General features: G+C 73.7%; 20 protein-coding genes and 1 tRNA gene. 12 read left to right on the top strand and 9 right to left on the bottom strand.

Annotated elements, in window-relative coordinates; genetic code table 11:
* Window positions 1-8: 8 nt before the first annotated feature.
* Window positions 9-161: a hypothetical protein gene (locus KG102_RS11480; RefSeq protein WP_208211493.1), complete on the top strand. Its 153-nt coding sequence runs from the start codon at window positions 9-11 to the stop codon at window positions 159-161.
* A 26-nt stretch (window positions 162-187) separates the two neighbouring features.
* Window positions 188-793, top strand: coding sequence for a nicotinate-nucleotide adenylyltransferase (gene nadD, locus KG102_RS11475; protein WP_208211491.1), 606 nt, complete (start codon window positions 188-190; stop codon window positions 791-793).
* Between the two features lie 637 nt (window positions 794-1,430).
* Here nadD and KG102_RS11470 read toward each other — a convergent pair.
* On the bottom strand, window positions 1,431-1,817 hold the full coding sequence (locus KG102_RS11470) for a hypothetical protein (protein ID WP_208288768.1): 387 nt from the start codon (window positions 1,815-1,817) through the stop codon (window positions 1,431-1,433).
* Window positions 1,818-1,869: 52 nt separating this feature from the next.
* On the opposite strand from KG102_RS11470, the gene KG102_RS11465 reads away from it, so the two are divergent.
* From KG102_RS11465 to KG102_RS11435, 7 genes are all read left to right on the top strand, one after another.
* Entirely contained in the window at window positions 1,870-2,133 is a 264-nt protein-coding gene (locus KG102_RS11465) for a hypothetical protein (protein ID WP_208288769.1), read from the top strand.
* A 44-nt stretch (window positions 2,134-2,177) separates the two neighbouring features.
* Window positions 2,178-2,567 carry a ribosome silencing factor gene (rsfS, locus tag KG102_RS11460; protein WP_208211487.1) on the top strand — a complete coding sequence of 130 codons (390 nt, stop codon included), beginning with the start codon at window positions 2,178-2,180 and terminating at the stop codon, window positions 2,565-2,567.
* Complete coding sequence (locus KG102_RS11455) at window positions 2,564-3,262, top strand: histidine phosphatase family protein (RefSeq protein WP_208211476.1); 699 nt, start codon at window positions 2,564-2,566, stop codon at window positions 3,260-3,262. Before rsfS ends, KG102_RS11455 begins: the two co-directional genes overlap by 4 nt.
* Window positions 3,263-3,333: 71 nt before the next feature.
* Window positions 3,334-3,406: transfer RNA gene (locus KG102_RS11450), tRNA-Ala, on the top strand.
* A 295-nt stretch (window positions 3,407-3,701) separates the two neighbouring features.
* Window positions 3,702-3,941 (top strand): hypothetical protein, encoded by a 240-nt coding sequence (locus tag KG102_RS11445; RefSeq protein ID WP_208211474.1) that lies wholly within the window; start codon window positions 3,702-3,704, stop codon window positions 3,939-3,941.
* The gene (locus KG102_RS11440) at window positions 3,942-4,799 is read left to right on the top strand and encodes a cupin-like domain-containing protein (protein ID WP_208211472.1); all 858 of its coding nucleotides are present in this window, start codon (window positions 3,942-3,944) and stop codon (window positions 4,797-4,799) included.
* Window positions 4,796-7,945 (top strand): lantibiotic dehydratase, encoded by a 3,150-nt coding sequence (locus KG102_RS11435; protein WP_208288771.1) that lies wholly within the window; start codon window positions 4,796-4,798, stop codon window positions 7,943-7,945. Before KG102_RS11440 ends, KG102_RS11435 begins: the two co-directional genes overlap by 4 nt.
* Window positions 7,946-8,126: 181 nt before the next feature.
* On the opposite strand, the gene KG102_RS11430 is transcribed toward KG102_RS11435, so the two are convergent.
* Window positions 8,127-8,612 (bottom strand): MarR family winged helix-turn-helix transcriptional regulator, encoded by a 486-nt coding sequence (locus KG102_RS11430; RefSeq protein ID WP_208211468.1) that lies wholly within the window; start codon window positions 8,610-8,612, stop codon window positions 8,127-8,129.
* 92 nt (window positions 8,613-8,704) lie between these two features.
* On the opposite strand from KG102_RS11430, the gene KG102_RS11425 reads away from it, so the two are divergent.
* Both KG102_RS11425 and KG102_RS11420 read left to right on the top strand, forming a co-directional pair.
* Complete coding sequence (locus tag KG102_RS11425) at window positions 8,705-9,622, top strand: alpha/beta hydrolase fold domain-containing protein (RefSeq protein WP_208288773.1); 918 nt, start codon at window positions 8,705-8,707, stop codon at window positions 9,620-9,622.
* A 158-nt stretch (window positions 9,623-9,780) separates the two neighbouring features.
* On the top strand, window positions 9,781-11,820 hold the full coding sequence (locus tag KG102_RS11420; RefSeq protein WP_208288774.1) for a glycoside hydrolase family 31 protein: 2,040 nt from the start codon (window positions 9,781-9,783) through the stop codon (window positions 11,818-11,820).
* 185 nt (window positions 11,821-12,005) lie between these two features.
* Here the strand turns inward: KG102_RS11420 and KG102_RS11415 are convergent, their stop codons facing one another.
* The 4 genes from KG102_RS11415 to KG102_RS11400 form a co-directional block, all read right to left on the bottom strand.
* On the bottom strand, window positions 12,006-14,555 hold the full coding sequence (locus tag KG102_RS11415) for an ABC transporter permease (RefSeq protein ID WP_208288776.1): 2,550 nt from the start codon (window positions 14,553-14,555) through the stop codon (window positions 12,006-12,008).
* Between the two features lie 6 nt (window positions 14,556-14,561).
* Window positions 14,562-15,341, bottom strand: coding sequence for an ABC transporter ATP-binding protein (locus KG102_RS11410; RefSeq protein ID WP_249667293.1), 780 nt, complete (start codon window positions 15,339-15,341; stop codon window positions 14,562-14,564).
* Window positions 15,342-15,458: 117 nt separating this feature from the next.
* On the bottom strand, window positions 15,459-16,187 hold the full coding sequence (locus tag KG102_RS11405) for a TetR/AcrR family transcriptional regulator C-terminal domain-containing protein (RefSeq protein ID WP_208288778.1): 729 nt from the start codon (window positions 16,185-16,187) through the stop codon (window positions 15,459-15,461).
* A 109-nt stretch (window positions 16,188-16,296) separates the two neighbouring features.
* Window positions 16,297-17,301 carry a ketopantoate reductase family protein gene (locus KG102_RS11400; protein WP_249667292.1) on the bottom strand — a complete coding sequence of 335 codons (1,005 nt, stop codon included), beginning with the start codon at window positions 17,299-17,301 and terminating at the stop codon, window positions 16,297-16,299.
* Between the two features lie 109 nt (window positions 17,302-17,410).
* Between KG102_RS11400 and KG102_RS11395 the strand changes: the two genes are divergently transcribed.
* The gene (locus KG102_RS11395) at window positions 17,411-20,095 is read left to right on the top strand and encodes a phosphoenolpyruvate carboxylase (RefSeq protein ID WP_372438292.1); all 2,685 of its coding nucleotides are present in this window, start codon (window positions 17,411-17,413) and stop codon (window positions 20,093-20,095) included.
* A 53-nt stretch (window positions 20,096-20,148) separates the two neighbouring features.
* Here KG102_RS11395 and KG102_RS11390 read toward each other — a convergent pair whose 3' ends face one another.
* From KG102_RS11390 to KG102_RS11380, 3 genes are all read right to left on the bottom strand, one after another.
* A complete protein-coding gene (locus tag KG102_RS11390; RefSeq protein WP_307802349.1) occupies window positions 20,149-20,946 on the bottom strand; it encodes a ferredoxin reductase in 798 nt (265 codons plus the stop codon).
* A 2-nt stretch (window positions 20,947-20,948) separates the two neighbouring features.
* Window positions 20,949-21,551: a sulfite oxidase-like oxidoreductase gene (locus tag KG102_RS11385; protein WP_208288780.1), complete on the bottom strand. Its 603-nt coding sequence runs from the start codon at window positions 21,549-21,551 to the stop codon at window positions 20,949-20,951.
* A 127-nt stretch (window positions 21,552-21,678) separates the two neighbouring features.
* Window positions 21,679-23,058 carry a DEAD/DEAH box helicase gene (locus tag KG102_RS11380; RefSeq protein ID WP_208288782.1) on the bottom strand — a complete coding sequence of 460 codons (1,380 nt, stop codon included), beginning with the start codon at window positions 23,056-23,058 and terminating at the stop codon, window positions 21,679-21,681.
* Window positions 23,059-23,252: the final 194 nt, after the last annotated feature.

Below are 23,252 nucleotides of genomic sequence, written 5' to 3'. Positions count from 1 at the left end.
GGAACGACGTGCATGCTGCCCTGATCGCCGCTGCTGAGGCCGCCGAGCACGGCATCGAGCTGCCCTTCCCGCCGGTCGTCTTCGGTGCCGGTGCGTTCGTCGGCCTCGTCGCGCTCCTGCTGATCACGTTCGCCTTCCGCAACGTCTGGACGCGCCACTGACCGACGCATCGAGGGGCACCGGATCGATGACGCAGCGGCAGCGCAGGACACGCCTGGGAGTGATGGGTGGCACGTTCGACCCCATCCACCACGGCCACCTCGTTGCCGCCAGCGAGGTCGCCTCGCGGTTCGACCTCGACGAGGTCGTGTTCGTGCCGACGGGTCACCCGGCGTTCAAGGTCGACCACGGCGTCACCGCGGCGGAGCACCGCTACCTGATGACGGTCATCGCCACGGCATCGAACCCCCGGTTCACGGTGAGCCGGGTGGATGTGGACCGATCGGGTGTGACGTACACCGTCGACACCCTCCGGGACCTCAAGGCCGCGCGTCCGGACGCCGAACTTCTCTTCATCACGGGTGCGGACGCCATCGCTCAGATCCTCACGTGGAAGGATGCCGAGGAGCTCTTCGCGATGGCGCAGTTCGTGGCGGTCACCCGCCCCGGGCACGCGCTGACGGTCGACGGGCTTCCCGGTGATCGCGTCCACGTCCTGGAGGTCCCTGCCATGGCGATCTCCTCGACCGACGTCCGTGCACGTGAACGGGCCGGACAGCCGGTCTGGTACCTCGTCCCCGACGGGGTCGTCCAGTACATCGCCAAGCACAGGTTGTATCGAGGTCAGTCATGAGTGAACCGGAGCGGCGCCGACGTCGCGACCTCCACCGCAACCCCGAGACGGGTTCCGTCCCGGGGCCTGCACCCGAGCCCGGGGCCCCGGCCGGTCAGGCGGCCACGGCCCCCCGTGCCGACGGCCCGGTGTCCCGCCGCGCGATGCGTGGCCAGGGTGGTGCCGACGAGACGCCCCCGCGCGGGACGGCTGCCTCGACGTCCGCCAGCGACGGCGGGCGCTCCCGCCGGTCGATCCGTGACACGGCGCTCGACCCCACGAGCGCCCGCCCGGCGTCGGCGGGCACCGGCACCCCGGCGTGGACCGCACCCGCGGCGACCCGGCCGGCCGCGCCGCCGCGCCAGGGCGGTACCGGCTCCGCCGCGACCTCGCACCCGAACGGTCCGTCCTCGGCCGGGCGTGGGCCCGCTGCGCCGGGAGCCCAGCGCCCGACTACCCCGAGCGCCCAGCGCCCGGCCGCCCCGGATGCCCAGCGCCCCGCTGCCCCGGGAACGTCCCGCCCCGCCACCCCGGGCGCCGAGCGGCCCGCGTCACGTCCAGCCCCGGCAGCCCCGCAGAGCGCGGCATCGCGCCCGGGGGCCGCCGCGCCCGTCGAACCCGCCGTCCGACCCGCACCCGGGTCCCCGACGCCGTGGGGTCAGCGCGGGACCGACCAGACCGGCTCCGCCACCGGTGGGGGCTGGGCTCCGACGCCCGCGACCCGTGCTGCGTCGCCGGAGCGGTCGACGGACGCCTCGCAGCCCGGCGCCACGCCGCCGACCGTGCGCCGCGACGGCCCCAGCTGGGCCGCCGCCGCAGCAGCCGGTCCCGCCCGCACGGCCCAGCCCGGCTCCCCGCGGCCACCGGCAGCCCCGCAGCAGCCCGCACCTGCGTCCGCCACCGCCGCGCCGTCGTGGCAGCCCACACCGGCGCGGACCTCCGCGGGCCCGGTGACGAGCCGGCCCGACGCGCCGGCCCAGCGCAGCTGGACCGCCGCGCCGACGCCCGCGGCCGAGCCGGCTGCCCCTGCGGCGTGGGCTCCCACCGGCCTGTCAGCCGGCGAGCTGCCTGCCCCGCGAGGCGGCGAACCGGTCGCGGTGGCCCCCGACCGGCCGGGCCGTCCGGCCGCCGAGCCCCGGGACGACGAGTACGACGACGACGAGGACGACGACTACGACGACGAGCGGCCTCGCCACCCGTACACGTGGCTGCACCTCATCGTGCTGGCCCTGGTGGCATTCGTGCTCGGCTTCCTCATCGTGCTGCTGCTGAACAACGGCTCGGACGACGACCCGGGCTCCACTGCCGCGCAGTCGTCCACGACCCCCACGGCGTCGGGCCTGCCCGTCGGCCCCTCCTGACCTGCTCGACCCTGACCTGAACCTGACCCGAACCTAGGAGACCTGTGGCTGCGACCGAACGTGCGATCGAGCTGGCCCTGGCGGCGGCTCGTGCCGCTTCCGACATCAAGGCCGAGGAGATCATCGCGCTGGACGTCAGCGAGCAGCTCGTGCTCACCGACGTCTTCCTGATCGCCTCCGGCACCAACGAGCGCCAGGTCGGCGCGATCGTCGACGCGGTCGAGGAGGCGCTGTTCCACCTCGGCGCCAAGCCGATCCGCCGCGAGGGCAAGGCCGCAGGCCGTTGGGTGCTGGTGGACTTCGGCGACGTCGTGGTGCACGTGCAGCACGCGGAGGACCGCGTCTACTACGCCCTCGAGCGGTTGTGGAAGGACTGCCCTGTCATCGAGCTGCCCGCCGACGCGCGGGGGACCGACGAGGGCACCGAGGCGTGACCGCCGGCCGTCTGCTGCTGGTCCGCCACGGCCGCACCGCGTACAACTCGGAGGCGCGGCTCCAGGGCCAGGTGGACATCCCGCTCGACGCGGTCGGCCGCTGGCAGGCGCGCACCGCCGCCGCGCACCTGCTCTCGCGGCACGAGCCCACCGTGATCGTCACGTCGGACCTGAGCCGCGCGCACGAGACCGCGAGCTTCCTCGGCCGCGCTGCCGGGCTCGACCTCGTGGTCGACCCCCGGCTGCGCGAGCGGGCGTTCGGTGTCTGGGAAGGGCTGACGGGGGAGGACCTCCGGCGCGACTGGCCCGACGAGTTCGCCGTCTGGCGGGCCGGCGGCCAGCCCGAGGGGGTCGGTGCCGAGACGCGCGCGGAGGTCGCCCGGCGGGTGCGTGAGGGCATCCTCGAGCACGCCGCCGCGCTCGGCCCGGGGGACACCCTGGTCGTCGTCTCGCACGGCTCCGCGATCAGCTGCGGCGTCGGGGACCTGCTCGGCATGCCGACCGACTGGCACGGCTTCTCGGGCATGCTCAACGCGCACTGGACCGAGCTCGTGGCCACGCGCGGCGCCTACGCGCCGTCGTGGCGGATGGTCAGCTACAACATCGGCCCGACCGACGCGTCGACCGACTGGAACGCCGGACCGGACACGACGCACGACTCCGACGCCGACTCCGAGACGCGCGACCCCGATTAGCGTTTGGGCCCGCGTTCGATCTAGACTCGCCGAGCGCCTACGGGCGTAAGTGGTTCCCTCCGGGGGGCTGCGGGGCTGTGGCGCAGCTGGTAGCGCACCTGCATGGCATGCAGGGGGTCAGGGGTTCGAATCCCCTCAGCTCCACCGAATGTGCTGGTCAGAGGCCACGCCGGGATCCTGAACATGGGAGCCTGACGTGGCCATCGCCATGTCGTCGGCGATCACCTGTCCGAGACCGCGGCCACCTGTCGGTAGGCCCCAAGCGGCGCGGCCTGCGCCCCGGCCGCACGGCCCCGGTCAGCGTGTCGGATCGACACGTGCGGTTCCGCCACGCGGCGATCGAGACGTGGCCGGCTCGTGTGCCCCGGGGGGTAGCCCTTGACCCAGGACCGGGAGTGTACTGAGAGGCGGTACGACGACCTGGGGGGACGTGGGACCGATGGACGAGATCATGAACGAGGAGCCGGAGCCGGTCGCGTCGACGACCCGCAAGCTCAAGCTGCGCCGAGAGACGTTGCGCAACCTGACCGAGGACATCCTCTCGACCGCCGGCGAGAGCCTCTGGACGTGCCCGGGCCTCGATCCACGGGAAGACCCGGAGCCCACCTTCGTGCAGATCGACGCGGTTCGTGTCGAGGTGCACGTGGAGGTCCGACCCCCCGACAGGCGGCCGGAGTAGGTGCACCTGGACGCCGTCCCCCGGGTCGACCGGAACGACTTCCGCGTTCCGCGGCTCGGTGGCGAGCCGCGCGTCGTCGTCGGGAACGTGGCCGGTTGGCCGGCGCTCGAGCGCTGGGACAGCGACTACCTGCGGGCGGTCGCCGGAGGCGTCGAGGTGGTGGTCCGGGAGCGGAACGGTCCGCCCAACAACATGTACCAGCACCTGGCACAGGGCGGAGCGGTCCCGTTCGGCGACTACCTGGACTGGGTACTGGCGACGGCCGGAGACCTGCAGCCGGTCACCGCTGACCTGACGGACCCACGGCAGATCACCGGGCTGGTCGCAGCGTCGCGCCTGGACGTCTCCTACTACCTGGACGCCAACCTCGTCCGGCTGTCGCCGACGCTGACGTCCGATGCGCCGGATCCGCAGTGGTTTCGGCGGCCGGCCCCGGACGTCAACTTCTGGTGCGGCGTGCAGGGCACGTCCTCGGGCCTGCACTGCGACGTGTCGCCGAACTGCAACGTCCAGGTGGTCGGCAGCAAGCACTTCTCGTTGTTCCCGCCGTCAAGCGCGCGCAGGCTCGGGCGGATCGGGCACGGGACGCACTGCCGCGTCGACCCGAACGCGCTCGACCTCCGGAGGTTCCCGCGGGCTGCGGATGTCCGCGGCTTCGAGACGACCCTCGGCCCGGGGGAGTCGCTCTACATCCCGGTCGGCTGGTTCCACCAGGTCACTGTCACCTCGGCGTGGGCCGTCAATGTCAACTTCTTCTGGCCACGGCCGTTCCCGCAAGGTCTCGCGGTGCCGATGCTCTGGGGGTTCCTGCTGCGTCGGGGGCGTGCGCGACTGGCGCGAACCTTGGGTGGCGGATGACGACGCGGGCGTCCGGCGCGTGGCAGGTCGCCGACTTCTTCGTCGCGCGCATGCCTGCCCTGCATCTCGACGCGCTCGAGCACCTGGGCGCCGACGCCGAAGCGCCGGGGGCGCCGGATGACCCGCCCGCGGCCGAGCGCGACAGAGTTCGCTCGCGAGCGATGCTGCGCGAGCTGGCTTCACGGCCGGACGTACGAGAGGCGCTGTTCCTCGCCTCTCCGGGGCTGGCGGGCCGGGTCGACGCCTGGCTTCTCGACGCGGGATCGGGTCAGAGACGCGTGGAGCGGGCGCTCCTGCGGTACCTGTCACGGATGGCTGGCCGGACGACACCCTTCGGGCTGTTCGCCGGCTGGTCGCTCGGCATGGTCGGCGGAGCGTCGACCCACCTCGACCTGAGCCGTGCCAGCCGTACGTCGGCCCTCGACGCGGGCTACCTGCTCGAGCTGTCCCGCGTCCTCGAGGACGCCCCGGGAATGCGTGAGCGGCTGCGCTATCACCCCAACCCGACCCTCTACGAGGCCGCGGGTCGGATCCGCTATGTCGAGTCCCGAGGAGCCGTCCACGATCTCGTGGTCGTCGAGCCGACAGTCGTCCTGCGCGCGGTGCTGGCGAGAGCGGCGGCCGGGGCTCGGCTAGACGAGCTGGTCGACCAGGTTGCGGAGATCGAACCGACCGTCGAGCGGCCGGAGGCAGCGGAGTTCGTCAACGAGCTGATCGATGCCCAGGTGCTGGTGAGCGAGCTGGTCCCGCTGATTACCGGCTCCGACCCGGCCGACGGAATGGTGCATGCTCTCGAGGACGTCGGTGCGCACGCGTTCGCGTTGCCGCTCCGCGACGCGCAGGTCGAGCTCGACCGGATCGACGCACAGCCACCGGGCGTGGAGCTCGATCGATACCATCGGGTGTCCGATGCGCTCTCGCCGTTGCCGGTCGCCGCGGATCCGGCGCGGTTGTTCCGCACGGACCTGCGTCTCGATGGTGACCTCCGCCTGGGCGACGGCGTCATCGCAGAGCTCCAACGCGGGATCGAGGTGCTGAGCCGCGTCGGCGGTGGCATCTACGTCGACGGTTTCGCCGACTTCCGGAACGCATTCACGTCGCGGTACGGCGACCGTGAGGTCCCCTTGCTGGAGGCACTCGACGACGAGTGCGGCGTCGGTCTCAGGGCCGGCGGCGGTCGGCCCGTGCCGGCGCCCCCGCTCTTCGACGGGTTCTCGAGCGGCGAGCGGGTGGCGCCGACCAGGCCGGGCCCGACTCCCCGCGACGACGTGCTGGCTCGGCTGGTGGGGGAGGCGCAGCGGGCGAGGGACCCCGAGGTACAGCTCGCTGCGTCCGACCTCGAGCAGCTGGCACGTGCTCAGGGCGAGCCGACTCCGATCGCCGACGCCGTGGCCGTGATGGCTACCGTCCTCGCCGGCTCGTCGGAGGCGGTCGCCCGCGGTGACTTCCGCCTGCACCTCGCGGGAATCACCGGGCCGTCGGGCGCGACCCTGCTCGGTCGGTTCTGTGCCGGTGACGCCGTACTGACCGAGCACGTGCGCCGGTATCTCCAGGCGGAGCAGGAGCTGCAGCCCGACGCATTGCTTGCCGAGGTCGTGCACCGGCCAACTCCACGTTCGGGCAACGTCGTGTCTCGTCCGGTGCTCCGGCAGTACGAGATCCCTGTGATCGGGCGCTCCGGCGCGCCCAGGGAGGACCAGATCGATCTCGACGACCTGGTCGTCGCCGTCCGGCAGGGGCGAGTAGTGCTCCGGTCGCGCCGGCGTGGCCGGGTGGTCGTCCCTCGCCTCGGCGTCGCCCACGACTTCCGTGGCCCGCGCAACCTCGGTGTGTACCGGTTCTTGGCCGCGCTGCAGTACCAGGACGCGGCGTCGGCCGTGCGCTTCGTGCTGGGACCACTGTCGGACGCGCGCTACGTGCCGCGCCTGACGGCCGGGCGGCTCGTGCTGAGTCGGGCTCGCTGGAACCTCACTGCGGCCGACCTGGCGCCTCTGGTGACGGCCCCTGACCGTGCGCGCTTCGGCGCGCTGTCGGCGATCCGCGAGGAGTTCGCGCTGCCACGTTGGGTGGCCGTCGCCGACGGCGACAGCGTGCTACCCGTCGACCTGGACGACGTCCTGCTGGTGGACGCCGCCGCCGCGATGCTTCGGCGCCGGTCCGGGGTCACGCTCGTCGAGGTGTTCCACGGGCGGGACGACGTGTTGGCGCGCGGGCCGGGCGGTCGGTACGTGCATGAGCTCGTGGTTCCGTTCCTGCGCACCGCGGCGCCGCACCGCCCGACCCGGGTGGTCCACCCCGCAGAGGGCGCCCGTCGATTCCCGCCGGGGTCGGGGTGGCTGTACGTCAAGCTCTACACCGGCACGATCGGGGACGACGTCGTGCTGCGTGACCTGGTCCGGCCGGTCGTGCGCGACGCGATGGCCGCCCAGGAGGCGGTCCGCTGGTTCTTCGTCCGCTACGGCGACCCGGAGTGGCATCTGCGGCTGCGCCTGCAGGGTGACCCTGTCCGCCTGCTGCACGGCGTGCTGCCACGCGTGCTCGAGGCCGCGGCACCACACCTGGCCTCCGGGTTGATCTGGCGCGCCCAGGTCGACACCTACGAACGGGAGGTTGTGCGCTACGGGGGAGCGCGCGGGATCGACCTCGCCGAGCAGGTGTTCGCGGCGGACAGTGACGCGGTCCTCGATCTGCTCGACCTTCCGCAGGACCGCTGGCGGGCCTGCGTCCAGGGGTTCGACGCGCTCCTGCGCGACGCGGGGCTCGGCCTCTCAGCACGGCATCGGCTCGTGCGCGACCGGCGAGCCGACGCACTCTCGGCCCACGGCGCCCCTGACGCTCTGGCGCGACGTCTCGGCGCGTTGTACCGCAGGGAGCGGCCCCTGGTGGACCGGCTGCTCGACGGCCCGGACAGCGCCGACGAGGCTGCGTGTGCGATCTTCGCCCGGCGCAGCGAGACCGTGCGCCCGCTGCTCGCTGAGCTGGGCGCTGTCGTGGCGCCGAACGACATGCCGGGCGTCCTGAGCAGCCTGCTGCACATGCACGCGAACCGGTTGCTGGGCGCCGATGTGCGCCGCCAGGAGCTCGTCGTCCTGGACTTCCTGCACCGCTCCTACGCGTCCCGGACGGCCCGCGGCATCGAGCTGTAGTCCGGCGTGTGCAGCCGAGCCTGGACGACGACGTCTCCCAGCGGCCCAGGAGCCTCGACGCCGTTTTCGGCACGGCCGCTTTCAGAACAGAAGCACCGGACCGATCTGGTCGCACGCACGGGCTTCGCGCATCCACCAGGTACCTGTTCGCTGACCGATGTCGCTGCAGTGATTCAGGGGGTCACGGACCGGCAGGTCCGCGTTGTGCGTGCGGGTGCCCGGCCGCCCGGTCCACGCCGGGCTGGAGCACGGCCCGCGCCGACCTGAGGGTCCGCGCCAGGTGCTCCAGATCGTGCGCGGGGAGGAGCGCCCCCAGGGCGTCGGCCGCAGCCGCCTCGAACACCGGGGCGGCCTGGTCGACAGCCGCGGAGCCGAGCGTGGTCAGCGACAGGACGGAGGACCGCCGGTCGTCCGGGTCCACGGTGCGCCGGCACCAGCCCTGCTCCTGGAGACGGTCGACAGCCTTGCTCGCCGCGCCGACGGTGATGGAGATGGTGAGGGAGACGTCCAGGACGCGGCAGCCCGGCACGTCGCGGATGACGCTCAGCACCTCGAGCTGCGGCAGCGTCAGCCCGCCCGCGTCCTTGAGGCGCGCGTCGACCGTGTTGTACAGGACCGTCTCGACGCGGACGAGGTCGATCAGCACCGCCCCGGCGCCGGCTGGCATACGACCTCCTGGACAAGATGTATTCCAAGGAATGCATCATGCGCTGTGATGGTTGTCACGGAATCCATCTCGGACGCTACCAGGAGGTCGTCATGTCGCAGGCCCAGCTCATCGCCATCGATGCCGCGCTGCGCGGCGGGCAGCGCGAGCCCCAGACCCTCGCCGAGCAGCGCGCCGGCTTCGAGGAGTTCGCTGCTCGTCCCGTCGAGCGCGACGTCACGGTCGACGAGGTCCTGCTCGGGGGCGTGCCGGCGCTGCGGCTCACGCCCCCGGGAGCGGCCCGGACCGCACTGCTGTACCTGCACGGCGGGGGCTACGTCATCGGGTCCGCGCGATCGGGCGCCGGCCTGGCGACCGCCCTCGCCCGCCGTGCGAACGCGGTCGCGTACTCGCTGGACTACCGGCTCGCGCCGGAGCACCCGTTCCCCGCCGCCGCGGAGGACGGCCTCGCCGCCTACCGCGCCCTCCTCGCCGACGGTCACGAGCCGGGGGAGATCGTCCTCGCGGGGGACTCCGCCGGCGGCGGCCTCGCGCTCGCACTGCTCCTGGCCGCACGGGACGCCGGGCTGCCGCAGCCGGCGGCCGTCGTGGTCATGTCGCCGTGGGGCGACCTGACGCTGAGCGGGGAGAGCCTGCGCACCAAGGAGGCGGACGACGCCATCTTCGACGCGGCGGACGTCGCCGAGTACGCGGCGCGGTACCTCGGGGACCACGACCCCGCCGACCCGCTCGCCAGCCCGGTCCTCGCCGATCTCGACGGGCTGCCGCCCCTGCTCGTCCAGGTGGGCACGAACGAGGTCCTGCTCGACGACGCGACCCGGCTCGCCGCCCGAGCAGCCGCGGCCCACGTGGCCGTGACGCTCGAGGTCGTGGCCCGTGCGCCGCACGTGTTCCAGCACTTCGCCGGCCGGCTGGACGAGGCCGACCTCGCGATCGACCGCGCCGGGTGCTTCCTCGCGGGCCACCTGGCGACCTCGCCGGCAGGGCGTCAGCGCACACCCGCGCGCTGACGGTGTCTGCCGTGGCCGCGGTGTCGTTTGTCGACACGGGTCGGCCCGGGTGAGACTCGGTGCCGCGAGTCGCGGCCGACGGCCGACGACGACCGAGCCGCCGTCGCGGGAACGACCCGCGCCACACCCGCCCGATCACGGGCAGAGACGAGACGTCCGTGACCGACCTGTTCACCGTCGACGGGACCACCCTGCGCTGGAGCGGCGGCGGCGAGACCCTGGTGATCGAGCCCTGGGGTCGGGACAGCGTCCGCGTGCGTTCCGCGCTGGGCGACGTCGTCGACGCGGACTGGGCCCTCATCCGGCAGGACCCGGCGGTGCACGGCGGGACCACCGTCTCGGTCGACGGTGCGACGGCCACCCTGACCAACGGCCGGATCACCGTCGTCGCGACGGCCTGGAGCGGGCTGGACTGGCAGACCGGTGCCCTGTCCCACGACTGCCGGCTCGCGTTCCACGACGCGGACGGGCGGCTCCTGTTCTCCGAGTCCGCGTCCGGCGGTGCGCTGAAGCTGCGCTCCCGCACCTACCGGCCCCTGGCCGGCGGCGGCGTCAGCGCGGAGCTGTCGCTCGACACTCCGGCGGGTGAGCACCTCGCGGGCATGGGCCAGTACCAGCAGGACCTCGTGGACCTCAAGGGCTGCACGCTCGAGCTGGCGCACCGCAACTCCCAGGCCAGCGTCCCGTTCGTGCTGTCGAGCGAGGGCTACGGCTTCCTGTGGCACAACCCGGCGATCGGTCGGGCGACCTTCGCGAGCAACCGCACCGAGTGGTCAGCGCAGAGCTGCCGGCAGCTGGACTACTGGGTCACCGCGGGGCCGACGCCCGCGGCGATCAGCGCGCGGTACGCCGAGGCCACGGGGCACGCGCCGATGATGCCCGAGCACGGCCTCGGGTTCTGGCAGTGCAAGCTGCGCTACTCCAGCCAGGAGGAGCTGCTCGAGGTGGCGCGCGAGCACGTCCGCCGAGGGCTGCCGCTGGACGTGATCGTCGCGGACTTCTTCCACTGGCCCCACATGGGCGACTTCCGGTTCGAGGAGGAGTTCTGGCCGGACCCCGCCGCGATGGTTGCCGAGCTCGCAGACCTCGGGGTGGAGCTCATGGTGTCAGTCTGGCCGCAGGTCTCGCTGGAGTCGGAGAACTTCGCGGAGATGTCCCGCCGGAACCTGCTGGTGAGCAGCAACCGCGGCATCGACGTCCAGATGTGGTTCGGGGGGCCCAGCCGCTTCGTCGACGTGACCAACCCCGAGGCGCGGGCCTTCCTGTGGGACCGGTGCCGCGAGGGCTACGGGCAGTACGGGATCCGGCTGTTCTGGCTCGACGAGGCCGAGCCCGAGTACGGGGTGTACGACCACGACGCGTACCGCTACCACGCCGGCCAGGGCACGGAGGTCGGCAACCTCTACCCCCAGGCGTTCTCCCGCGCGTTCTTCGACGGGCTGACCGCGCAGGGGCAGGGGTCCGTGGTCAACCTGGTGCGCTGCGCGTGGGCCGGGTCCCAGCGGTACGGCGCCCTCGTGTGGTCGGGGGACATCCACTCCGACTTCCCGACCCTGCGGCGGCAGATCGTCGCGGGGGTGCACCTGGGGGTGGCTGGTATCCCGTGGTTCACCACTGACATCGGCGGCTTCGGCGGCGGGCGCACCGACGACCTGGACTTCCACGAGCTCCTGGTCAGGTGGTTCCAGGTGGGCACGTTCCTGCCGGTCATGCGCCTGCACGGCGACCGCGGACCGTCCCACGAGGTGCGCGCGGCGGACGGGTCACCGCGACAGCCCAGCGGCGCGGCCAACGAGCTGTGGTCCTTCGGGCCGGCGGTGTACGACGTGCTCGAGCGGTACGTCCACCTGCGCGAAGACCTGCGGGACTACACGCGGGAGCTCATGGCCGCCGCGCACACCGACGGTCAGCCGGTCATGCGAGGGCTGTTCCACGAGTTCCCGGACGACCCGATCGGGTGGACGGTCGCCGACCAGTACCTGTACGGGCCCTCGCTGCTCGTCGCGCCGGTCCTGGAGGCCGGCGCGACCTCGCGACGGGTGTACCTGCCCGACGGTGCGACGTGGACCTGCCTGAGCTCGGGCGCGGTCCATGAGGGCGGCCGCTGGGTCGACGTGGACGCCCCGCTGACGGTCATCCCGGTGTTCGCGCGGGACGGGGCGCTGGACCGGCTCGTGGGTCGTCTCGCTCCCGCCTGAGGAGGGCGGTTTTCCCTCGTGCACTGACGTGCGCAGGGACGCGGGAGGTGCGGCCGAGCCCGCAGGCCGTGGGCTAACCCGAACACCGGTCTCGGGACGTCCTGGGCGTCGACGACACCACGCACGCCCGCCGCGCGTCCGGCCGCGGGCGGACGCCCGCTCACCGGGCGTGTGACCGGTGCGGCTCAGGCCGCCCGGGTGAGGACGTCCGCGGGGCGCCCGGACAGGGCCCGCCGGGTGGCGGCGGCGGTGATGGGCAGCGTGATGAGCGCGACGGCGAGACCGCCGGCCGCGAGGGCCGCCAGGGCGAGCGGGCCGAGGAGGTCGGCTCCCACGACGACGGCGGTGGGGGCCACGGCGGCGCACGCCACCACCAGGCCCGCACCGAGGCCCGCGACGGCGGCGATCCCGGTCTCGGTGAGCAGGAGCGTGCGCACCTGCCGGCGGGTCGCCCCCGCGAGACGCAGCAACGCGAGCTCCCGGCGACGGCCGAGGGTGGACACCGCGACCGTGTTGACGACCGCGACCATGGCGTAGGCGAGGACGACGAGCAGCATGAGCGTGTTGATCAGCGCGTTGACGCCGAGCCCCTCCTGGAGGGCGTGCTCCAGGTCGTCGCGGTCGCCGACGACGACGGCGGGATGGTCGGCGACGACGTCGTCCAGCGCGGTCGCGAGCCGGTCGGCAGACGTGCCGTCGTCGGCGCTGACCAGGAGCGTGCCGGGCGTCCGGGCTGTGGTGTGCGCAGCGAGCAGGTCCGCGGGCAGGAGGAGGTTCTCGTAGCCGGGCAGGTCGTCGTACGTCGCGACGACGCGCAGCTCGGCCCCGGCGCCGTCGCCGAACCGGAAGTCGACCGTGTCCCCGGTGCGCACGCCGAGAGCCTCGGCGGTCCGGGCGGGCAGCGCGATGGACCGGCCCGTGAGAGCGGCGAGCCCGCCGTCGACGAGCCGGTTGCTGAGCACCCGCTCGGCCTGCGCGCCGTCCAGCCCGCGCACCGGCCACGGCCGGTCGCGGTGGGACCGGTCGTACGGGCGCTCGATCCATCCGCCCGAGGCGACGAACGGCGTGACCGCGCCGACCTCGGGCAGGGCGGCGATCTCCGCGGCGAGCTCGACGCCTGTGCCCGCGGGGCCACGGACGACGGCCTGCGCCGTGATCGTCTCCACCTGGGCTCGACCGGCGGCGGTGGTGAGCATGGTCTGGGAGACGAGGTTGCCGACGCCGATGCCGACCACCAGGGCGGCGGCACCCGTCACCGTGGACAGGGCTGCGACCCGGGACCGGACGTTGACCCGGGCGAGCTCGCCGCGGCGCTCGCCGAGGAGCGGCCGCAGCAGGACCAGACCGAGACGCAGGTGGGCCGGGGCGAGGAGCACCGCGGAGATCCCGCCGGCGAGCACCGCGGGACCCGCGGTGGCGGAGACGAGGGCCGGCTCCATGGCGGTCGTGATGACGGCCAGCGCGACGGCGCCGAGCCCGGCCAGGACGCCCAGCAGGCCCCGGACGAACCCGAGCCGCGCGGGAGGCAGGTCGGCCTCCCGCAGGGCGTCGATGGCGCGCGAGCGGCGTGCCGGGCGTGCCGCGATCCGGGCGGCCAGCCACACCACGAGGCCGCAGGTCGCCACGGCGACGGCGAAGGGGACGAGTCCCGCGCGCAGCGCGAGCCCGTCCGGGACGACGCCGCCCGCGCGCATCGCGTCGAACAGCGCGTGGGCGAGCGGGACGCCGAGCGCGAGCCCGAGCACTGCGCCCACGATGCCGGCGATCGACGCCTCGCCCACGAGCAGGGCGCCGGCCTGGCGCCCGGTGGCGCCGGTGGCACGCAGCAGGCTGATCTCGCGGCCGCGCTGGCGGACCGACAGGGACACGATCCCGGAGGTGACGGTGGCCAGCACGGTGAGCACGATGCCGCCGAAGACGGCGCCGATGACGATCGTCGGGGTGCGGGAGGCCGAGATCGCCGGATCCTCGGCCGCGCCCCGGTGGTCGCCGGCCAGCACGCGCACCGGGCCGAGACGGCCCAGGGCGTCACGCACGGCGGCGTCGTCGGCCCCGGCCGCGAGGGTCACGCCGAGCGCGTCGATCCGCCCTGCGCCGCGTGTTGCATCGTCCGCATCGTCCGCTTCGCCCGCCGCGACGCCGGGCGCCACGTCGGCGAGGAACACGGTCGCCGGGCCGCCGGTCCCGCCGAGAACGCCCAGGACCTCGACGGTGCTGGTCCGGCCGGCCACGGTCAGGGTGAGGCTGTCACCGGGGGCGACGCCGAGCGTCGCGGCGGCCGGGGCCGTGAGCACGACCTCGTCGGGCCCCGGGGCCGGTCCCTCGGGCACGGTCAGGCCGCTCATGCTCGCCGATGCCCAGTTCTGGCCGGTGAGCGTGGCCGCTCGCAGACCGCTCCGGGCGAAGGTCTCGACCAGCTGGACGGGCACGGCCCGGTCGACGCCCTCGATCCCGATGGCCTCCCGGACGACGGTGTCGCTCAGGCGGTGCCGCTCGGGCAACGGCCGGTGGTCGGTGGTCTGGCCACCCTCTCGGTCCAGCATGGTGTAGCCGGGGTCGCCGATGACGACCAGGTCGGCGCCGCTGACGCGCTCGGGCGGTGCGACCAGCCGGATGCCGGTCTCGAACATGGCCCCGCTGAGCACGATGAGTGCCGAGCCGAGGCCGGCGGCGACGACGATCGACAGGAGGGCGGCTGCGCGATGGCGCAGGCCCGCGAGGATCAGGATCAGCATCGCGGCTCACGCTCCCCGGTCGCCGGGCAGCCGCGACAGCCGGGCAGCCACCTGCTCGGCCGAGGGCGCGGTCATCCGCTCCACGATGCGGCCGTCGACCAGGAAGATCACGGTGTCGGCGTAGGCGGCGGCCACCGGGTCGTGCGTGGTCATCATGATGGTCTGCCGGTCCTCGGCGCCGGCCGTCCGGAGCAGCTCCAGGATGCGTGCGGCCGTGCCGGTGTCCAGTGCCCCGGTCGGCTCGTCGGCGAACAGGACCGCGGCCTTCACCGCCAGCGCCCGGGCGATCGCCACGCGCTGCTGCTGGCCCCCCGACAGCTCGCCCGGGCGGTGGGCGCGACGGTCACCCAGCCCGACCCGCGCCAGGGCGCGGTCGGTGCTGCGAGGGTCCCGCCCGCGTCCGGCCAGAAGTCCCGGAAGCTCGACGTTCTGCGCCGCGGTCAGGGTGGGGATCAGGTTGAACGCCTGGAACACGAAGGCGACCCGGTCGCGCCGCAGCCGCGTGAGAGCGTCCTCGGACATGCCCGTCAGGTCGTGACCGGCGAGCACCGCCCGGCCCGTGGTCGGTGCGTCCAGGCCCGCCGCGCAGTGCAGCAGCGTGCTCTTGCCCGATCCGGACGGGCCCATCACCGCGGTGAAGGACCCCTCCGGCAGCTCCAGGGTCACATCGTCGAGCGCGCGCACCGTCGCGGCGCTCGAGCCGGTGCCGCCGTAGGTCTTCGTCACGTGCTCCAGCACCACGGGGGCGACATCTGTCGTCACGCGCCTGGTCGAGATTGCGGTCACGGCCTGCCTCCAGTCTGTGCACGGTACGAACAGTTACGAACGTACACAGATGCGCGCGCGAGCGACAGGGATTACCTCAGGTGGATCCAGGCGAGGGCTTGAGTGTCGCGGTCGGTGTCAGTGCCCGGGCCGGTCGGCGAGCTGTCGAAGACCGGTGAGGATGCTCGCGAGGCCGAACTCGAAGTCCTCGTCGGCGAGAGCCTGCGGTTCCCGGTACAGGCCGGACGAGATCAGCGACGCGACCCGAGGCAGCCGGGCCGCGAGCTGGTCGGCGCCGACCAGCTCGACCAGCGCGCCGGGATCGGTGGTGCCGCCGGGACGGACCAGGTCGCGCACCGCGGCGGCGCGGCTGCGCACGTACCCGTCGAGCACACCCGCCGCCTGGAGCGCCCGGCGCTCGCCGAGCCCGCTGGGCTCGAGGCGTTCCAGCAGGTTCTCGAGCCAGGCCAGGGAGTTCGGCGCGAACGGGACGCGGACACGCATGTCGCTCAGCCACGGGTGGCGGACATACCGGTCACGCAGGGCGCGGCACCAGGCGGCGGCAGCATCCCCCCAGTCCTCGCCGGCGCGGATCCCGGTCGGTGCGCCGAGGGCGTGGTCGTGGACGATGACGTCCAGGTCGTCACGCGAGTCGACGTAGCGGTACAGGGCGTTCGGGGTCACGCCGAGACGCTCCGCGATCCGCCCGAGCGAGAGGGCCGCGGCGCCTTCCGCGTCCGCCAGGGCGGTCGCGGAGGCCGCGATCCCGGGGATGCTCAGCATCGCCTTCGGGCCGGGCCTGCCGGGCGCCGCATCCCGCCCCCACGCCTGGCGCACACCCCGCGGCAAGCCGCTCCGCTCCTCCACGCGTGCACCCTACCGCGGCTCCCGCACGGCGGTGCATGGCGTGAACTGTTCACGCTCGGCACAGCCAGGCGCCGACGGTGGAAGCCCCGCCGCGGCCCGGATGGCCGGTTCAGGCGAGCGACTCCCTCAGGACGTCGGCGGCGACCGTGGAGCCCGGACCGGCTCCCGTGGCAGCGGCCTGCCGTGCCCTGCGCTGCAGCACCGCGTTCACCGGCGTCGGTACCCCGTGCAGCCGACCGAGCAGCACGATCTCGCCGTTCAGGTAGTCGGACTCGATCGACCCGGTGCCGCGGGCCAGCGACTGCCACGACGAGCCGCCGCCGGCCTGCCCGGGCAGGCGCGCCACGTGGAAGCCCGCGCGCGCGGCATCGTGCACCGCCTCGTCGAGGACGCGGATCCCGGCGGCGCGCAGGACCGTCCGACCCTCCTCGTCGGCGCGGGCCACCAGCTCGGCAGCGCCGTCGTCGCGGGTGGTCCCGCACAGCGCCTCGACCGCGTTCGCCAGGTTGGACAGCAGCTTGCGGTACTTCCACGCCATGACGTCGCCGGTCACGGGGGCGGCGAACCCTGCGCCGGCCAGGTCCTCGGCGTAGGCGGTGAGCGCAGCGTCGGTGACGGACGACGCCGCGGCCGGGCCGACGGTGAGCACGCCGGGGACCGGGGTGCCGCCCGCGCTGACGCGGCCCGGCTCCAGGAAGGTGGCGGGCAGCCACACGCACATCGCCACGACGGTGCGGAACCGGCGCAGTGCCGCACGCTCGTTGGCCACGCCGTTCTGCGCGCACACCACGGCGAGCCGCTCGGCGGCGCTCCCGCCGCCGGCGACGGGTCGGTCGGCCCACGCGTCGAGGGCGGCCACAGTGTCCTGGCTCTTCACGGCGAGCACGAGCACGTCGTCCGGACGCAGGTCCACGTCGGGCGGCCCCGCGGCGACCGCGGGGTGCACGCGCACGCTCCCCGCCGGCGTCGTGACCTCGAGTCCGTCGGCGCGCAGCGCGTCGAGCTGACGCCCCCGGGCGACGAGCACGACGTCGCTGCCCGCGCCGGCCAGCAGCCCGCCGATCACGCCGCCGACCGCACCTGTCCCGATGATGATGTGCCGCACGGGGGACACCGTCGCACGGTGCGCGGGCCGGGCGCACGGTGGTCCGTGGACCACGTCACACTGCCCACCGCCTGGACTGCGGGGACCCGAAGGCGCCGGGTGGCCTAGTTTTGGCTTCGTGAGTGCACCCCAGATCCCGAGCGAGACCGTGCAGACTTCTGCGACGAGGTCGGTGAACCACGAGGTACCCGAACCCCTGCGCAACGACGTACGGGTGCTGGGGGAGTTCCTCGGCCGCGTGCTGCGCGAGACGGGCGGCGAGGACCTGCTCGCCGACGTCGAGCACCTTCGCGAGCTCGCCATCCGGTCGCACAACGGCCCCGACGACGACGCGCTCGCCCAGGCCGAGGAGCTCGTCGCCGGCTTCAGCCTGTCCCGGGCGGAGGAGGTCGCCCGCGCCTTCACGTGCTACTTCCACCTCGCCAACACCGCGGAGGAGTACCACCGGGTGCGCGTCCTGCGGGACCGCGAGGCCAACCTCCTGCCCCACCACCTGGCACCGGACGACTCGCTGCCGGCGGCCGTCGCGCAGCTCGCCGAGGAGGTGGGCGAGGACGTGGCCCGCCAGCGGCTGGCGGAGCTCGAGTTCCGCCCGGTGTTCACGGCGCACCCCACCGAGGCGCGCCGTCGGGCCGTGTCCGCGTCCATCCGGCGCATCGCCGAGCTCGTCGCCGAGCGCGACCTGCGCTACACGGGTGGGATGTCGCTGGCGGAGAACGACCGCCGCCTGCTCAGCGAGATCGACACCCTCTGGCGCACCGCCCCCCTGCGCGAGGCCAAGCCGTCGGTGCTCGACGAGGTCCGCACCGTGATCAACGTGTTCGAGTCGACGCTGGCGGACGTGCTGCCAGCCGTCTACCGCCGCCTCGACGACTGGCTGCTGGCCGACGCCGCGGGCACCACCGCGCCCGCCGTGCGCTCGTTCGCGCGGCTCGGCACGTGGATCGGCGGGGACCGCGACGGCAACCCCAACGTCACCGCGGACATCACCGAGACCGCCGCGGCGATGGCGTCCGAGCACGCGCTGCTGGAGCTCGAGAGGTCGGCGCGCTCGGTCGCGCACGGGCTCACGCTCGACGCGTCGGGCACGCCCGCCTCCGGCGAGCTCACCGCGCTCTGGCAGAAGCAGCGGGGCCTCGCCGCGACGCTCGCCGCCCGCATCGCCGTCGACGCCCCCAACGAGCCGCACCGGCGGGTCGTCTACTTCCTGGCCGAGCGCATCGCCGCCACCCGGACCCGGAACGCGGACCTCGGGTACGTCGCGGCGTCCGAGCTCGAGGACGACCTCGGCGTCGTGCAGCGCTCCCTGGCCGAGGCCGGCGCCACCCGTGCGGCGTACGGCGACCTGCAGCGCCTGATCTGGCAGGTGCAGACCTTCGGGTTCCACCTGGCCGAGCTGGAGGTGCGCCAGCACTCGCAGGTGCACGAGGCAGCCCTCGCCGACCTGGCCGCCAACGGTGTGGACGGGAGCCTCGAGCCCCGGACGCTGGAGGTGCTGGACACCTTCCGCGCCATCGGCGCCGTGCAGCGCCGGTACGGCGTCCTGGCGGCACGCCGCTACATCGTGTCGTTCACGCAGTCGTCGGAGCACCTGGCGGCCGTGTACCAGCTGGCCGAGTACGCGTTCGCGGGCATGGACACGCCCGTCATCGACGCGGTGCCGCTGTTCGAGACGTTCGCCGACCTCGAGGCGTCGATCGACATCCTCGAGGGCTCGCTCGCGCTCCCGCAGGTGCAGCGCCGGCTCGCGGAGAACGGCCGCCGGATGGAGGTCATGCTCGGGTACTCCGACTCGTCCAAGGACGTGGGTCCGGTCTCGGCGACCCTGACGCTGGACACGGCGCAGCGACGGATCACCGACTGGGCACGCCGCCACGACATCGAGCTGACGCTGTTCCACGGCCGCGGCGGAGCGCTGGGACGCGGCGGGGGCCCGGCCAACCGTGCGCTGCTCGCGCAGCCCCCCGGGTCCGTCGACGGGCGCTTCAAGCTGACGGAGCAGGGCGAGGTCATCTTCGCCCGCTACGGCGACCCGGTGATCGCTGCGCGCCACATCGAGCAGGTCGCGGCGGCGACGCTCCTGGCCGGTGCGCCGTCGGTCGAGCGGCGCAACTCCGCCGCCACCGAGCGGTTCGCCCCGCTCGCCGCGCAGCTGGACCAGGCGTCCCGGGTCCGGTTCCACGAGCTGGTGAAGGCCCCGGGGTTCCCGCAGTGGTTCGCCGAGGTGACGCCGCTGGAGGAGGTGGGCCTGCTGCCGATCGGTTCGCGGCCCGCCCGGCGCGGGCTGTCGGTCGAGTCGCTGGAGGACCTGCGCGCGATCCCGTGGGTGTTCAGCTGGTCCCAGGCGCGGATCAACCTGGCCGGCTGGTACGGGCTGGGCACCGCGCTGGCGGCGACGGCCGACCTCACCGAGCTGCGCGAGGCGTACGCCCAGTGGCCGCTGTTCACCACCATGATCGACAACGTCGAGATGTCCCTGGCCAAGACCGACGAGCGCATCGCGCAGCGGTACCTGGCGCTCGGCGACCGCGACGACCTGGCGCAGCTGATCGTCGACGAGATGGCCCTGACCCGGCGCTGGGTGCTGGACATCACGCAGAGCGAGGCGATCCTGTCCCGCCGGCGGATCCTCGGCCGCGCGGTGCAGCTGCGCAGCCCCTACGTGGACGCGTTGTCGTTGCTCCAGCTGCGCGCCCTGCGCGGCCTGCGCACGGGCGACGCCCCCGAGCAGGCCGACGACCTGCGCCGGCTCCTGCTGCTCACCGTCAACGGCGTCGCCGCGGGGCTCCAGAACACCGGGTGACCGCACCCGGCACCGCACGGAGGGACTCGGCCTGTGCCGGGTCCCTCCGTCGTTCACGGGCCGGTGGGTCCGAAGCGCTCGGTGCGGATCCGTTCCGGATCGTGGCCGAGGTCGACCAGGAGGTCCGCCGCGACCTCGACGAACGGCGTCGGCCCGCACACGAAGACGTGGGCGCGTTCGTCGGGCGGGAAGCAGACGTCCCGCAGCAGCCCGGCGTCGATCCGGCCGATCCGACCGGTCCACCCGTCGGGCCCGCGACGGGTCCACACCCGGGTGATCCGGACGTCGGTACCGAGCGCCTCGAGCTCGTCGGCGTACAGCGCGTCCTGCGGCGTCCGGACCGAGACGACCAGGCGGAACGGCGCCACGCTCCGGGCGAGCCGGCGTGTGCGGAGCATCGACATGAGCGGCACGAGGCCCGAGCCCCCCGCGATCAGCTGGACCGGGTGCGGATCGGTGGGGTGCCACACGAACCAGTGCCCGACGGGTCCGCGCAGCTCGAGCTGGTCGCCCACCTGCAGGTCCTGGGTCAGGTACGGCGACACCTCGCCGTCCTCCACGATCTGCACCGTGAGCGCGATGCGGCTGTCGTGGGCGGCGGGATCGGGCGGCACGCCGGGCAGTCCCATCGTCCCGGGCGAGGCCAGCGAGTAGGAGCGCTGCGTGGAGTAGCCGTCCTCCGCGGTGAGGCGGACGTCGACGTGCTGCCCGGCCAGGGCGCCGCGCCAGCCGGGCACGTCGATCAGGAGGGTCGCGGCGGTAGGGGTCTCGGCGGTGCGGCTGACGACCGTGCCCACCATCCACGGCAGGGCGTACAGCTCGGTGTCGGTCTCGTTGTCAGCGGAGGGCACGCTCAGTCGCCCCAATACCGCTGCTCCTTCCACGGGTCGCCGTACGCGTGGTACCCGAGCCGCTCCCAGAAGCCCCAGGCGTCCTCCGTCATCAGGTCGAGCGAGCGCACCCACTTCGCGGACTTCCAGAAGTACAGGTGGGGGATGAGCAGCCGCGCGGGGCCTCCGTGCTCCGGGGCCAGCGGGGCGCCGTCGTACTGGTACGCGATCCACGCCTTCCCGCCGCGCAGGTCCGCCAGCGGCACGTTCGTCGTGTAGCCGCCGTCGCAGTGCGCCATCACGTACTGCTCCTCGGGGCCCACCTCGACACCGTCCAGCAGGGTGTCCAGGGACACGCCCCGCCAGGCCGAGTCCAGCTTGCTCCACTTGGTCACGCAGTGGATGTCCTTGACGACGTCCTCGTGGGGCAGGTGCGTGAGCTCGGACCACGTCCACCGGGCACGCGGCACGCCGCCCGCGGTGATCGAGAACGTCCAGGTGGCCAGGTCCGCGCGCGGCGTCGGTCCGGCGGACAGCACCGGGAAGCCGCGTTCGAGGTACTGACCGGGCGGGATGCGCGGGTCGACCTCGCGCCGGCCGCGGAACCCGCGGGAGACGATCGCCATCACAGGTCCGTGGGGTTCGGCATGGTGCCTCCCGGGGTCGACGTGCGCCCCATCATGGCGCTCCCTGCCGCAGACATGCCAGAGGCCGGCCCGAGAATTCGGACCGGCCCCTGAACTGCGGGTTCGTTCAGCCGCGCGAGTAGACCACGCGCGGACCGCCGGACGTCGCGCCGCCGGTGCCCGTGCCGCGACCGCTGCCGCCACGACGACGACGCTGACCGGTCCCGCCGGCGGGGGCCGCTGCCGGCGCGCCGCCGCGACCGCGACCGCGGCCACGACCGCCGCCACCACCACCACCACCGGTGCTGGGCGCAGCGGGCGGCGCGACATAGGTGACGGGTGCCGCAACCTCGCCGACGAGGCGCGAGAGCGTCGCGTCGCCGGGGAAGACGGGCTTCGGCGTCGCCGTGATCTTGGCGGCACGCGTCAGGGCGCGGACGTCACCGCGCTGCTCGGGCAGGACGATCGTGACGACGTCACCACCCGAGCCGGCACGCGCGGTGCGGCCGGAGCGGTGCAGGTACGCCTTGTGCTCGGCCGGCGGGTCGACGTGCACGACGAGCTCGATGTCGTCGACGTGGATGCCGCGCGCGGCGATGTCCGTGGCGACGAGCACCCGGACGGCACCGGAGGAGAACGCCTCGAGGTTCCGCTCGCGGGCGCCCTGCGCCAGGTTGCCGTGCAGGTCCACGGCGGGGATGCCGTCCATGGTCAGCTGCTTGGCCAGCTTCTTGGCCTGGTGCTTGGTGCGCATGAACAGCACGCGACGGCCGGTGCCGGAGGCCAGGTGGTGCACGACCTGCTTCTTGGCGTCGGCGTCGCGGACCTCGAAGAGGTGGTGGGTCATGGCGGAGACGGGCGACTCGGCGCTGTCCACGGAGTGCTCGACCGGCGAGGTCAGGTACCGCTTGACCAGCTGGTCGACGCCCTTGTCCAGCGTGGCCGAGAACAGCAGGCGCTGACCGACCTTCGGGGTCTTGTCCATGATGCGCTTGACGCCCGGCAGGAAGCCCAGGTCGGCCATGTGGTCGGCCTCGTCGAGCACCGTGATCTGGACGTCGTCGAGCGACAGTGCCTTCTGGTTGAGGAGGTCCTCGAGGCGGCCCGGGCACGCGATGACGATGTCGATGCCGCCGTTGAGCGCCGACGTCTGCTTTCCCTGCGACACGCCACCGAAGATGACGGTCGTGTTCAGGCCCATCACCTTGGCGAGGGGGGCGATGGTGGCGTCGATCTGCGAGGCCAGCTCACGCGTCGGGGCCAGCACGAGAGCGCGCGGCCGGCGAGCGGTCTTGCCCTTGCCCGCGGTGGCGGCGAGCCGCACGACGAGCGGGAGGGCGAACGCGAGGGTCTTGCCGGAGCCGGTGCGGCCGCGGCCCAGCACGTCACGGCCGGCCAGGGAGTCGGGCAGCGTGGCGGTCTGGATGGGGAACGGGGCGGTGATGCCCTGGGCCGTCAGCGCGATGGACAGCGCAGAGGGCACGCCGAGTTCGACGAAAGAAGTCACAGATAGAGCCTCTCGGGGCTTGGTCGGGGTCCGCCGCCAGAGCAACCAGAGCGAGTGCTCCGGGGGACCTCCACGACGCGGGGCGCGCAGGTTCGCGCAGCCCTTGATGTCCCCAGCCTCTCACACCCGACCCGATGCTCGGGCTCGCGGTGGTGAGTGTCACAAGGGACGATCGGCTCAGAGAGCCTCTCTGA

The sequence above is a fragment of the Cellulomonas fengjieae genome (assembly GCF_018388465.1).
GTDB lineage: Bacteria > Actinomycetota > Actinomycetes > Actinomycetales > Cellulomonadaceae > Cellulomonas > Cellulomonas fengjieae.
The sequence above is the reverse complement of the archived record's forward strand: the minus strand, read 5'-3'. Positions and strand labels throughout refer to the sequence as shown.

Coding starts and splice junctions, on each gene's coding strand:
- nadD (WP_208211491.1), top strand. CDS start 188: ATGACGCAGCGGCAGCGCAGGACACGCCTGGGAGTGATGGGTGGCACG.
- KG102_RS11445 (WP_208211474.1), top strand. CDS start 3,702: ATGGACGAGATCATGAACGAGGAGCCGGAGCCGGTCGCGTCGACGACC.
- KG102_RS11435 (WP_208288771.1), top strand. CDS start 4,796: ATGACGACGCGGGCGTCCGGCGCGTGGCAGGTCGCCGACTTCTTCGTC.
- KG102_RS11430 (WP_208211468.1), bottom strand. CDS start 8,612: ATGCCAGCCGGCGCCGGGGCGGTGCTGATCGACCTCGTCCGCGTCGAG.
- KG102_RS11425 (WP_208288773.1), top strand. CDS start 8,705: ATGTCGCAGGCCCAGCTCATCGCCATCGATGCCGCGCTGCGCGGCGGG.
- KG102_RS11415 (WP_208288776.1), bottom strand. CDS start 14,555: ATGCTGATCCTGATCCTCGCGGGCCTGCGCCATCGCGCAGCCGCCCTC.
- KG102_RS11385 (WP_208288780.1), bottom strand. CDS start 21,551: ATGGCGATCGTCTCCCGCGGGTTCCGCGGCCGGCGCGAGGTCGACCCG.